This window comes from Bacillus sp. mrc49 (assembly GCF_002803435.1).
Genome location: NZ_PHNG01000517.1, coordinates 1 through 12,749, shown reverse-complemented (window position 1 = coordinate 12,749; position 12,749 = coordinate 1). Strand labels below are relative to the sequence as shown.

The 12,749-nt window shown below is 41.5% G+C and carries 10 protein-coding genes and 1 riboswitch; of the genes, 2 read left to right on the top strand and 8 right to left on the bottom strand.

Annotated elements, in window-relative coordinates; translation table 11 throughout:
* Positions 1 to 504: PP2C family protein-serine/threonine phosphatase (locus CVN76_RS05015; protein ID WP_157805536.1), on the top strand; the 504-nt coding region annotated here is incomplete at its 5' end.
* Between the two features lie 169 nt (positions 505 to 673).
* On the opposite strand, the gene CVN76_RS05010 is transcribed toward CVN76_RS05015, so the two are convergent.
* From CVN76_RS05010 to CVN76_RS04975, 8 genes are all read right to left on the bottom strand, one after another.
* The gene (locus CVN76_RS05010; RefSeq protein WP_100530500.1) at positions 674 to 2,056 is read right to left on the bottom strand and encodes a UDP-N-acetylmuramoyl-tripeptide--D-alanyl-D-alanine ligase; all 1,383 of its coding nucleotides are present in this window, start codon (positions 2,054 to 2,056) and stop codon (positions 674 to 676) included.
* Positions 2,057 to 2,212: 156 nt separating this feature from the next.
* A complete protein-coding gene (locus CVN76_RS05005) occupies positions 2,213 to 3,295 on the bottom strand; it encodes a D-alanine--D-alanine ligase (protein WP_100530499.1) in 1,083 nt (360 codons plus the stop codon).
* A 190-nt stretch (positions 3,296 to 3,485) separates the two neighbouring features.
* Positions 3,486 to 4,268: a hypothetical protein gene (locus tag CVN76_RS05000; protein ID WP_100530498.1), complete on the bottom strand. Its 783-nt coding sequence runs from the start codon at positions 4,266 to 4,268 to the stop codon at positions 3,486 to 3,488.
* Positions 4,269 to 4,660: 392 nt separating this feature from the next.
* Positions 4,661 to 5,920, bottom strand: coding sequence for a cation:dicarboxylate symporter family transporter (locus CVN76_RS04995; protein WP_061143964.1), 1,260 nt, complete (start codon positions 5,918 to 5,920; stop codon positions 4,661 to 4,663).
* A gap of 170 nt (positions 5,921 to 6,090) precedes the next feature.
* A riboswitch (cyclic di-AMP (ydaO/yuaA leader) is annotated at positions 6,091 to 6,237 on the bottom strand.
* A gap of 185 nt (positions 6,238 to 6,422) precedes the next feature.
* The gene (locus tag CVN76_RS04990) at positions 6,423 to 7,685 is read right to left on the bottom strand and encodes an efflux RND transporter periplasmic adaptor subunit (RefSeq protein ID WP_100530497.1); all 1,263 of its coding nucleotides are present in this window, start codon (positions 7,683 to 7,685) and stop codon (positions 6,423 to 6,425) included.
* 15 nt (positions 7,686 to 7,700) lie between these two features.
* A complete protein-coding gene (locus tag CVN76_RS04985) occupies positions 7,701 to 8,363 on the bottom strand; it encodes a hypothetical protein (RefSeq protein ID WP_100530496.1) in 663 nt (220 codons plus the stop codon).
* Between the two features lie 116 nt (positions 8,364 to 8,479).
* On the bottom strand, positions 8,480 to 9,376 hold the full coding sequence (locus CVN76_RS04980) for a diacylglycerol/lipid kinase family protein (RefSeq protein ID WP_100530495.1): 897 nt from the start codon (positions 9,374 to 9,376) through the stop codon (positions 8,480 to 8,482).
* Between the two features lie 141 nt (positions 9,377 to 9,517).
* Positions 9,518 to 10,393, bottom strand: a complete 876-nt coding sequence (locus tag CVN76_RS04975) for a TetR/AcrR family transcriptional regulator (RefSeq protein ID WP_157805535.1) — start codon at positions 10,391 to 10,393, stop codon at positions 9,518 to 9,520.
* 191 nt (positions 10,394 to 10,584) lie between these two features.
* Between CVN76_RS04975 and CVN76_RS04970 the strand changes: the two genes are divergently transcribed.
* A partial coding sequence (locus tag CVN76_RS04970; protein ID WP_100530493.1) for an efflux RND transporter permease subunit occupies positions 10,585 to 12,749 on the top strand: 2,165 nt, incomplete at its 3' end.

The following is a 12,749-nucleotide window of genomic DNA, read 5'->3' as shown; positions in this document are numbered from 1 at the left end:
ATACCTGAGCTGATAAAACGGATACGGGACCCCATCATCATAACCAGGGAACTGAAAAAGCATATGAGGGGTTTATTCCAGGGAATTCATTTGGAAGATACAATCAATGCCTGTTTTTCAGCCTTCATTGCATACGTAAATACAAGGGAAAGATTCATTGAATATGTGAACTGTGGACACCCCCCAGCCATTTTGCATGCCCCAGACACCAATTACATTCTCAGATTGAGTAAAGGGGCTGGCCCTATAGGCTGCATTAAGGATGCTCCGATAAAAAAAGTAGTATTTCATTACCAACCAGGAAGCCGCTTCATCATTTATTCAGACGGCCTCTCTAAATCTCCTAGCCCTTCCGCCGCTGAACGGACTGAACGCATCGAGAAGGAATTCATTGAAAACGCCCTTCTTTCTATACACGACCTACTACAAGCGCTCTTGCTATCAAGAATGACGCATTCCGAAATTGATGATGATATCAGCATCATTGCCGGTACACTTTTTTAGGACGAAAATAGGCCGCTTCAAAACGAACGAAAGGAACAAGACCCCTGAGCGCCTGCAGTGAAATGAAACGTTCTTTGAGAGAACTAAAAAAACTGCAGATCAACTCCATGATTATCGAGTTGGTCTGCAGCCTGACTGATCAAATAAAAACAACCTGTTTAAAAGACCTTTACTTCTGTAAAGCCTGAACGACTTCCTCCAGCTTCATGCCCCTGGACGCTTTCACAAGGATGATGTCATTTGCCTGCGTCGATGTTTTCAGCTCCTCTATAAGCTTCTGCTTATCTTGGAAGGACCGAACATTTTCTGCAGGAAAAGCTCCACTTGCTCCCTTGCCAATATACTCGGCCAAAGGGCCATAGGTGAAAATCTTATCAATCCGGTCACTTGAAATCAATTCACCAATTTTCAAATGAAAGTCTTTCTCCTGCGGTCCCAACTCCAGCATATCTCCCAGAACGAGGATTTTTTTCTCGAAACCGGATAAACCTTCGATCAGCTCGACAGCCGCCTTAACGGAAGTTGGACTCGCATTGTACGCATCATTGATGATTTTCTGCCCTTTTGCGCCCTCAACCAATTCCATCCTCATATTCGTCAACTGAATGGTTGACAGCCCTTTTCGGATGGAGGAATCATCCACACCGAACTCCTTCGCAACCAAAATGGCTGCCAATGCATTAAGAACATTATGATGACCTAAAACGGGTATTTCGTATTCAGCTTCCTTTTCATCACACGTGATGGAAAATGTGGTGCTATCGCTCCCTTGGGTGATCAGCTGTGGAAATAGATCATTTTGTTCGGTGCGCCCAAAAGATATTACATTCAAATCAGGGAGATCCCTTTTGATCCGATTGCGAAGCAGCGGTTCGTCTCCATGATAGATCAGCACGCCATCTTTCGCCAGGCCTTCGACAATCTCCAGCTTTGCATTCGCAATTTCCTCACGTGATCCCAAATCCAATAAGTGCGATTCACCGATATTGGTAATGATGGCTACATCAGGTTTTGCCATTTTGGACAAAAATTCGATTTCACCTCGGCTGCTCATTCCCATCTCCAAAACGGCCGCTTCGGTATCCTCTTCAATCGAAAGTACCGTTAGTGGCAAGCCTAGGTGATTATTGAAATTACCGTTCGTTTTATGGACTTTGTACGTAGTGGCAAGCAGCGCTGCCGTCATATCCTTCGTCGTGGTTTTCCCATTGCTTCCTGTAATCCCCACGACCCTTATATTCAGCTGAGAACGGTAGGAACGCGCTAATTCCTGAAGTGCTTTTTCCGTATTTTCGACAATGATTAATGGTAATTCGGTAGGTGGATTCGGAACATCCTTTTGCCAAAAAGAAGCTGCAGCTCCCTCCGCCAAAGCCTGCTTGACATACTGGTGCCCGTCAACTTGCCCCCCCTTAAGCGGAATGAACAAGCATCCTTCTTTAACTTTTCTTGAATCAATGGTGACCCCTTCAATTGCTACGGATTGAAATGAAGTGATATCATTCAATCCAGCTGCCATTTCATGCACTTGTTTTAACGTTCTCTTTATCATTTTGTTCCTCCTACATTCTTCGAAACATTAACCTATCCCCCACCCATTAACCAAATGAAGCAGAAACCAGTTAACTGCCGGCTCCTGCTAATTTGGACCCATCAAAAAAATGACCATTTGACGGTTTGTTGAGATAACTTATACATCATCTGATGATTAGACGGTATATTTGATTTGCTGTTTTTCTTGATGGCGTTCCAAAGCGAGCTTCACGAGTTTTTCAATCAACGCTGGATAGTCGACTCCCGTATGCTTCCACAGTAATGGGAACATGCTGTAAGGAGTGAATCCTGGCATCGTATTCACTTCATTAATATAAATTTCACCATCTTTGGTCAAGAAGAAATCAGCTCTGACCAATCCCGAGCAATCCAATGACTTGAAGGCTCTTATTGCCATATCGGATAATGCAGCATATTCGCTTTCGCTTATCTCAGCCGGGATGACCATTGCGGAATTGCCATCCTCGTATTTTGCTGAGTAATCATAGAAGGCGAAGTCTTTTTTAGGGATGATTTCCCCTGCCACCGAACAAGCGGGATCGTCATTGCCGAGAATGCCAAACTCCACTTCCCGAGCAATGACCCCTTCTTCAATGATGATCTTCCGGTCGAATTGGAAAGCTTCAGCTACCGCTTTTTCCAAGCTATGTGCATCATCACATTTGCTGATGCCGACACTGGAACCTAAGTTCGCCGGTTTAACAAAGCAAGGGTACCCTATTTCATCTTGAACCTTTTTAATGCCAGCTTCCTTATTAGCCTCCCATTCAGAGCGAATGAACCACGTGTATTTCACTTGAGGAAGTCCAGCGTGGGCAAAGATGTTTTTCATGATAACCTTATCCATTCCAGCTGACGACGCTAATACGCCATTCCCTACATAAGGGAGATTTAACAGTTCCAGCATTCCTTGAACCGTGCCGTCCTCTCCATTTGGTCCGTGAAGCAATGGGAAAATGACGTCATATCCAGTCGATTCGCTATTTTCATCAGTTGAATGTGCTTGCAGCGCCAGCGGGGAAGTCGTTTTTTCAGGTAAAAAAGTCAAAGCCGCGACATTCTCGGCAGGTGCCGTCAATTTCGGTCCATTTATCCATGAACCTTCTTTTGTTATGTAAATCGGATATATATCAAACTTTGCTAAATCGAGAGCTTTAATGACCGCTAAAGCTGTCTGCATTGAAACATCATGCTCCGCAGATTTTCCACCATAAAGCAAACCAAGTTTAGTTTTCATGAGTTATTACCCTCCAATATTCTTTTAACCATGTTCATTGTATCATTTTACACTAAAACGGGAAAAGCGAAACTTCCATCATCGGTGCATTTCCAATCATTTCTAAGGGCAGCCGTTCACTGAACCCCCTCTTATCTTGTATGCATGAGATAGTAAGTCTTACTACTAAAGAATGAAAAGATCGAGAATCTCACTTGTAGGAATCATTTTTGATGACACAATCCCATATTTTTTCCTTTCTGCTGAAAGTGATGAAGACATCCGGCGCCCCAGCGTTTCGGTCTGAAAAGTCCTCATGCATCTCGTCCATGTTTAAATAATCACCAACGGCCCATACAGGAATTTCTATTTTCGCTCTTGAATACTTAACATCTCGAAACGAAAAAACGATGCCCTCGGCAAGTATCGGAATCAAGGCGGAAATGACTTCAAGGGGAATGGCCGTTAATTCTTTTTTCTTTCGGACTCCGAGCCACGTCCGCTCTACTTTCAGCAGCTCCAGCTTTAGAGGGATTAAACTTCCCAACATCATATAAAATGTTGAAAGAGATCGAAAATAGACCTTATTGAACCATCCATCGTCCTGTGCAAGGTACGCAAGTTGGTTATTCAATTTAGGAAAAAAAGGAGGCTGCAAATGGGTCTTGGTATGACCTAGATATAAAAGCTCCGCCAGTTCCCTTCCTTCCAGCTCATTCAGCCCTTCCTCCTCTTCAAAGTCGACCCAGCAAAAATCACCATATGAGCGGACGTTTTCTTTAAGAAGCTTGGCGATGGACTGTGACGAAGCACTCTCAAGCAGCACGTTCAAATTGTATTCCCCACCATCGAATTGATGTTTCAATAATAAGATGGAATCCAAGGCAAGTGGCAGTGAATAGGAAAACTCCCGAAAGTTGAGTCCGTTAAATAGGACAAACCGTTGGGAAGCTTGCATATGCATATATAATATATCATCGCTAACATTCTTCATAACCAGACCCCCTCCGAACTTGCAATCAATACTGTTATTTTAACAAACTTTTTGGTTTTGACGTAGGTTATATAACCGAGAATATTCATTCACCCTCACTAAATACGGAAACTTGCACTACACTTTCACCTTTATATAATGAACAAACTCCGCACATTTAAATATCCACATTATAAAAAATGGTTAATCATGATAAGGATGAAGCCGAGGCAATCTGCAGAATACCTCTGAATCGGAATGACCCAATTCGCCTGGTGTGATGGTAAGATTTCAGGAGCATTTGAGACCTTGTGTGATACGGGGGTCTTTGCAGTCGTCCGCTTATGAATAGACGAAGCCGCGTTTTAAATTAAAAAAAATCCAGAGTGAACCTTCACTCTGGATTTTCGTTATTAAGAAACTTGTTTTAATTCCTCGGCGGATGGAGGGTTGAATTGACCTTCCCATTTAGAGATGACGATTGCAGCCAGTGAATTACCGATTACATTGACTACCGTACGTCCCATATCAAGAATACGGTCGATACCAGCAATGAATGCTAAACCTTCGACAGGAATACCAACTGTTCCCAATGTAGCTAAAAGAACGACGAAGGATACACCCGGTACGCCTGCAATACCCTTGGAAGTAATCATCAGTACAAGCATTAACGTAACTTGCTCATAAACACTCAAATCAATTCCATACATTTGAGCGATGAAGATAGCTGCCAATGCTTGATATAATGTCGATCCATCAAGGTTGAATGAATATCCAGTCGGGATAACGAATGTAGCAATATGTTTCGGGCATCCCGCTTTCTCCATTTTTTCCATGATTTTCGGAAGAACGGCTTCTGAACTTGCAGTAGAGAACGCAAGAATCAATTCCGCTTTAAGAAGTCTAATTAACGTAAAGATGTTGAATCCTACAAATTTTGCAATAAGCCCCAGAACGACGATAACAAAGAAAATCATGGTTCCATATACAGAAAGCGCTAACTTCCCTAACGGAATTAAAGATTCCAAACCGAACTTGGAGATGGTCACACCAATTAGGGCAAATACCCCGATAGGAGCGAATTTCATGACCATATTGGTTAAGTAGAACATTCCTTCTGCTGTACCTTGGAAGAAACGGAATACTGGTTTACCTTTTTCACCGATGGCCGCGATACTTAGTCCAAACAATACGGAGAAGAAGATGATTGCCAGCATATCGCCTTCTACCATGGCTTTTACTGGATTGGACGGCACAATGTGAACGAGTGTGTCCACAAATGATTCATGCTGCTTCGTTTCTGCTGTATCAACATATGTGGAGATATCTGTTTGTTCCAGATTATTCATATTCACACCGGCACCAGGCTGGATGATATTAGCTGAAATCAGACCAACAGCAATCGCTGTAAGGGTTACCACTACAAAGTATGAAAGTGATTTTGCACCCAATTTACCTACAGCTTTCAAATCACCTACGCCCGCAACTGCAACGATCAGGCTTGACACAATGATTGGTACAACAATCATTTTGATCATTCTTAGGAAAATGTCCCCGAATGGCTGTAAAAAGTTTTGAGCTGTCGCATTACCATAAAAAATGGCTCCAACGATTATCCCTAGAATTAAACCAATGAAGATCTGGCTTGCTAAACTTAATTTAATTTTCTTCATGTACTTTCCTCACCTTCTATAAAGTCTTTGATGCAAAAACGTTTGTCTCGGTAAGGGAAACAGATACTAATAGAAAGAAAGTAATTTTTCTTTTTTTGAAAAACTCTATCTTTACGCCGAAAAAAAAGACACTTCATGTGTCGATTTCTTATTGGCGTGAATATTCACACATGTTCCCTTAAAGACGCTGACGAGGTTAGCTGTCGGGTTAGGAATTGGAAACACAAATGCCCTTTCATTTCTGAATTCACCCCTAGCGGATTAAATCCACAAAGTTGGGTCCCCCGTTCTTGAATAAGATTAAGCGAATTAACTTATAATAAAATATTATACTAAAAACTTTAATCTGTAAATATTTATTCTTGTCGAACATATAAAAAATCTTTAAAAATGTCTGAAAATTCAGTATAGTAGACCGATTATATAAAAATTCCTTTTCTATATTTATCCAAAATAGTTATACCGATATATTATTCAGACTCCCTTCACACAAGGAATTTAGTTATTTTTCAAGGACTCCTAGCAATAAATATCTTACCTTTTCCCTAGTGGTGAACTTCTTGTAGGTTTTAGTCTTCACTTTTTCGAAGTGAACGGGCGTAATGAAATGAGAATGGTTTTTCATCACTTTCTCCGGTTCCATCAGGATGACATCTCCTACTGCAGGTCCCTTTATAAGTTCCTCTTTTCCTTCAGCCTTCAGCCCCAACGTCACGTATTGTTTATCCAAATAGCCTTTTTTCGTCAATTTGTAGACATGCGGTTTTTTGGTTTGTTGAACAGCTCCTACAGGGACAGAAGGTACCCCCGCCTTTTCATTGGTTATAACGGATAGGCTGACCTTGGATCCAACCGTCAACGGCTCAATTTCTTCACCTTCCGTTTCGATCATCGCTTGAAATGGAAAACGGTTATCTTTTGTTAGTGTTGGCTCTTCTGCCGGATACGAATGGATACGGCTTATTTTCCCCTTTAATTCCTTTTTTAGATCGGGGACGCTTGCCTTTATAGTCATGCCCACTTTGGCCTTTTTCATTTCGCTTTCGGAGAAATCCCCTTCAATTCCCATATTTGCCGAAGCAATCGATATGATGGGATTATTAAGGTTTTTGTTGATATTTTTAACTATGCCGTCAGCCTCACTTGTCGTCTCGACCGCGCTGGTCTGTGTCTCTATTGAACTTAACTGGGTACTCAACATCTTCACTTTTTCGTTCAAACGGCTTTTTTCGAGTTCTTGCTTGTACATTTCTTGCTCGATGTTACTTTTAATAAGCTCCGAGGAGCTCGTTGTTATATCGATGTTCAACTTTTGTTCCACCGAATCATCAATGACCGCTTTATCAGGATCACGGTCCAGATTCCCTTGATATGCCCTCAGCTTCGCTATGTATTGGTCGATCCCTGAAATTTCTCCTTCAGCAGCCGTCTTCTCCGCCGATAGATCCGCTTTAAGCGCATCAAGCTCCGTTGTCGTATACTCAAACAATGACGCGCCAGCGGTAATCACATCCCCTTCTTTTACGAGGAATTTCCGGAAGTCATTTTTCTTGGCATCGAAATAAATATCATGCACTTCTGCAGGCTTCACAATCGCCTTTGTTTGAATGGTATCCGTAATGGTATCTTTTTTTACCTTTGACCAGTTTTCCACGAAAACGGTTCGTTCCACTTTGCTTTCTTTCTTTTCAATAAGATATATGTTGACTGTTATTAAAACGATCGATGCAACGGAGACCGCGGTTATCTTCCATTTCCCTTTCATTCCCCTTCACCCGCCTTAGACAAATACTCCCACATGTATGTATGCCAAAAAGGCTTTAGCAAACCATGTGACCAAATAGAATAGCGCAACCAATAAAAAAATCAAATAATGATTTCGTTCTGAAAATCCCTTTATATAGAAGTATTGCAGGGATATAATCAGCAATTGAAAAATGGTGATTTCACTGAAAACATGTATAAAGTAATCATTGCTGAGAAAATGCTGACTTATGACTCCGAGTGAAAAAGGATTGCCATCGTTTCCTACATGTAACAGTATGAACATCGGAATCAGCAAAACCTTTTCCAATAACTGCAAGCAAAATAGGATCATTTGAACGATTACTACTTTTATGTATGGGACTTCCCCGATAATCCAAAAATAGAGAGACGCTAAAAATATGTATAAAGAAGGGTAAAGGAGACCGGCAATCAAATTGCCGCCCATGATCAGCAGCTTTCCCGCTTCGAATTCATTCATACTCATCGTCGTGATTTGCTTGGAAAAGGTTTCGGAACCAATCCCAAAATATCCACCAATGGCAAATACAATAAGACTAAGAAAATATAACAATAGCAATTTACTTCCAAGCCGAGTGACCGCCTCAGCATTTTGCAGCTGATAACGACTCCTGTCAGGCTCAAAAATGCCCTTTAACAATCTTACCTGGTAAACCATATGTGTTCCCCCTGCAAAAATTGATCTTTCTTCTAATATTTTATCTTATTTTGGAAACAATTGCAGATATAAGGAACCATTAAAACAAAAAACACATAATTAACCCCCGCTCTTTTCTAACTTGGGGTTAATACCGATAAATGGTGTTCAAGCACCTTAATTCCCGCAGGAGTCTGACTGCTATAGTTTTCTCCATCCATGTCCACATCAAGCGGCGTCTTCGTTTCAATAGTTAAATTACTGCCCTGTACATAAGTCACTCCCGAATTCGAACCTAGATTTTCGGACCATTCACGTTTCATCGTTATTAATTCTAAAAAAGTACTAAAGTTTGCATTTTCCAAAATGGCAACGCCTAATTTCCCATCATCAGGATTCAGCATCGGAAAAGGCAAAACATTGGTCCCGATGAATGAGCCATTCATGACCAAAATCATGAGCGCTTCCCCTTCCATCTGTTTCCCATCATATTCGACTTTGAATTCGAAGCCTTCATTATCTCCAATCGTCCTTATCGCGCTTAATAAGTAACCGATCTTTCCAAACCGGTTTTTTTCCTGATCGTCAATATTGTTCGAGGTCTCGGAAACAAGTCCAATTCCCCAGAAATTAGAGAAATACACATCATTGGCCACCCCGATGTCGATGGGACGAACCTTGCCATTAACCAGGGCCTCCGCAGCTTGGCGAACATTTTGGGGAATGTTTAACGTCCTGGAAAAATCATTGCAGGTCCCTCCAGGTAAAACACCGAACAACGGCCGCTTCGCAAGTGGTGATAGACCGTTTACACACTCATGGACCGTTCCATCTCCTCCTAATACGAAAACTACATCCATGTCTTCCCCATATTCCAGGCAAAAACGGTGAGCATCGCCTTTTTCCTTGGTTTTCATAATAAGGAACTCATCTATTTGTGGTGCAATCACCGGAAGACAACCTTCGAGGTTTCTTGCCAGCTTGTGATTACCTGCATTCTCGTTATAAATCAGCATTCCTTTTTTCCATCTCATGATCTTCCCCCCTATACGTATAATGAACAAATCACATTTCACTACCTATACTTTTTCCTAAACCATATCATTTGAAACGCACTCATGACTAAATGTAATTTACGAACACTATAAAAAAAAGAGGCGTTGCGCCCCTTCCTTTCATATATTCGTTAAGTATTCCTTCATCGTTAAGACAAGCTTTGGATATAAGGGGCCCTTCTTATCACTTTTTTCCAAGAATAATAAAAGGCTCTCCAATATTATCGATCTTGGCTTACCTTTAGATAGCTCTTCTTGAATCGCACTCAATGCTTTCGTATTTTTACTCGCTTTCCTTCCTTCTTCTTGGGTTTCCATTTCCAAAAGTTTAGTGATGATCAAAAGGATTTCCTCTTTTGGATTAATGTCATGCAACGTGCAATTCGGCAAAGGAAAGTGCTTCAATAGTGGGTCTTCCATGTTTTGCAGGCTTGCGATTAACGAATCCAGCCGATTCAAAAAGAAGTTAGGGAATAATTCCACTTCAAAAGCATCTTTTTTCCTCATGAGGATGCCCATATATCCTTTGAACAATGAATCCAGCATGACTGTGCAGTCCGGCAGAAATTCTGCAGGCAGTTCCGGGTATAACTCCGTAATTTTACGCTGGAACCAAATCATCCCTTCTTCATGGATGTAATGCAAGAATTGATCCAATTCTTTACTGATATGTACCATCTGTTCCTGCATCAGCATTTGAATTAAGTTGGTATTCCCCGTCATATGTTCAATTTGAACGGAAATTTGCCCTAGGAACCTGTCTTTATTGGATAAAGAAACATCAAGTTCCCAATCGAGCAAAGCGTCCGTCAACGCTTCATAGAAGTACTTGAAAATGGATACGAGCAGCTCTTCCTTCGATTTAAAATAATTATAAAAAGACCCCTTTGCTATCCCGCACTTTTCGGCAATCTCTTGAACCGAGGTAGAATGATAGCCCTTCTCCGAGAAAAGCTCTACCGATTTATCTATGATCAATTTATGTTTTTCATTCATCAGATCCATCCTATCCTTTAAATATTGTCCCTATATGACCATTCAGTCACTTCATCCACATTGTATCTCAAAACCCTTGAAATCTCAATGATATAACTACGGATTACTATCTGTTGCAATCGTAATTAATATGCTATATATTTGAGTCTATGACCGGCTGGTCACAATATTATGTATGGAGGGTACAAAGCTTGAATTCGATAATCAAATTTTCCTTAAAGAATAAACTGGCAATCTGGTTGCTTACAATCATCATCGTTGCAGCAGGTTTATATTCCGGTTTAAACATGAAACAAGAAACCATCCCAAACATCTCCACCCCTTTGATCAGCATCTCCACCGTATATCCCGGGGCTGCACCTGAGGAAGTAGCCGATAAACTCACAGACCAAATTGAACAAAAAGTCACCAATCTATCAGGAGTAGAATTGGTCAGTTCGTCTTCCATGGCCAATGTTTCTTCCGTCCAATTGCAATATGATTATGATACGGATATGGACGATGCTGTAAAAGATGTGAAAGAAGCATTGGAGAAGCTTGAACTGCCTGATGGCGTGGATGATCCAAGCGTTTCCAAGTTGGAATTGAATGCTTTTCCGGTTGTCGCACTTAGTGTAACCGATAAGGATTCTGATTTGCCTGCCCTGACAACAAATGTTGAGGATGTGTTAGTTCCTAAACTTGAAGGAATCGACGGGGTGACATCCGTAACGATTTCAGGACAACAAGTTAATGAAGGCAGCCTTGAATTCGATCAAAAAAAGATGGCACAATACGGACTCAATGAAGAGGACGTAAAAAAGGTCATTCAAGCCGCAAATGTCAACATGCCGCTTGGCTTATATAACTTTGACGATAAAGAAAAAACGATCGTGGTTGACGGTAACATCTCCACGTTAAAAGACTTGAAAAACATTAAGATCCCTTTAACTGGCGGAGCACAAGCACAAACAGCACCGGCACAGGGGCAAGCGGAAGCTAATCAAGCGGCCCCGGGAACGGCACCAACTGCTCCCCAAATGCAAAGTGTCAAATTATCGGACATTGCCGACGTGAAAATCATCGGTAAGGCTGAGTCCATTTCGAAGACAAATGGCAGCGAATCAATTGGAATACAGGTTACAAGATCGCCTGATGCCGATACAGTCGCCATTGTCGATGAAGTGCAAGACCAAGTTTCCAAGTTTAAAGATGAATTTAAAGGCGTGGGCATACATACTACGCTTGATCAAGCAAAACCGATTAAAGACTCTGTCGAAACAATGATTAGCAAGGCCATTTTCGGCTGTCTGTTTGCTGTCATAGTGATCATGCTTTTCCTAAGAAACTTCAAAACGACCCTAATCTCCGTCATTTCGATTCCACTATCCTTGTTGGCAGCCCTTTTGGTGCTCAAACAAATGGATATCTCACTTAATGTCATGACATTGGGAGCCATGACTGTTGCAATTGGCCGAGTCGTCGATGACTCAATAGTGGTAATCGAAAATATTTATCGAAGGATGGCACTAAAAGGCGAACAATTGAAAGGCGGCGAATTGATACGTTCCGCCACTAAGGAAATGTTCATCCCGATTCTTTCATCAACAATTGTTACTGTAGCCGTATACCTGCCGTTGGCAAGCGTTACAGGACCTGTCGGCGAGCTATTCATGCCATTCGCTTTAACGATGGTGTTCGCATTAGTCGCATCATTAATCATTGCCATCACTCTTGTACCGGCCATGGCAGACTCATTATTTAAAAACGGCCTTTCCGAAAAAGAGTTGAAGTCACATGAAGAAAAACCAAGCAAGCTATCCGGTTTCTACCGCAGGGCACTGAACTGGTCATTAAGCCATAAATTGATTACATTCGGTACAGCTATAGTATTATTGGTCGGCAGCTTATTCCTAATTCCAAGCATCGGCGTCAGCTTCATGCCGGCAGATGAAGAGAAGCAGATCATCGTCACTTATACTCCAGCACCTGGCGAGTTAAAAGAGGATATTGAAAAGGAAACGGAAAAAGTAGAAAAGTACCTGATGGATAAAGATGATGTGGAAACAGTCCAATACACACTAGGTGAAAACATGATGAGCGGCATGATGGGCGGCTCCAGTAATTCCGCGCTCTTCTATGTGCTTTATGATGAAGACACCGAAAACTTCGGGGCAAAGAAAGAAAAGATCATAAAATATCTGACCAATCTTGACTCTCCCGGAACTTGGAAGCAACAAGAGTTCACCTCTACATCAAGCAATGAAACGACTCTTTATGTCTATGGAAATACACAAAAAGACATTGAACCGGTAATCAATGATATTCAAAACATCATGAAGAAAAATAAACAATTGAAAGATGTCGATACAAGTCT

What these genes read in the sequence shown, in the direction of transcription:
- CVN76_RS05000 (WP_100530498.1), bottom strand. Translation starts at nt 4,268, where the DNA reads ATGAAGAATGTTAGCGATGATATATTATATATGCATATGCAAGCTTCC.
- CVN76_RS04985 (WP_100530496.1), bottom strand. Translation starts at nt 8,363, where the DNA reads ATGGTTTACCAGGTAAGATTGTTAAAGGGCATTTTTGAGCCTGACAGG.
- CVN76_RS04995 (WP_061143964.1), bottom strand. Translation starts at nt 5,920, where the DNA reads ATGAAGAAAATTAAATTAAGTTTAGCAAGCCAGATCTTCATTGGTTTA.
- CVN76_RS04990 (WP_100530497.1), bottom strand. Translation starts at nt 7,685, where the DNA reads ATGAAAGGGAAATGGAAGATAACCGCGGTCTCCGTTGCATCGATCGTT.
- CVN76_RS04975 (WP_157805535.1), bottom strand. Translation starts at nt 10,393, where the DNA reads ATGAATGAAAAACATAAATTGATCATAGATAAATCGGTAGAGCTTTTC.
- CVN76_RS04980 (WP_100530495.1), bottom strand. Translation starts at nt 9,376, where the DNA reads ATGAGATGGAAAAAAGGAATGCTGATTTATAACGAGAATGCAGGTAAT.
- CVN76_RS05005 (WP_100530499.1), bottom strand. Translation starts at nt 3,295, where the DNA reads ATGAAAACTAAACTTGGTTTGCTTTATGGTGGAAAATCTGCGGAGCAT.
- CVN76_RS05010 (WP_100530500.1), bottom strand. Translation starts at nt 2,056, where the DNA reads ATGATAAAGAGAACGTTAAAACAAGTGCATGAAATGGCAGCTGGATTG.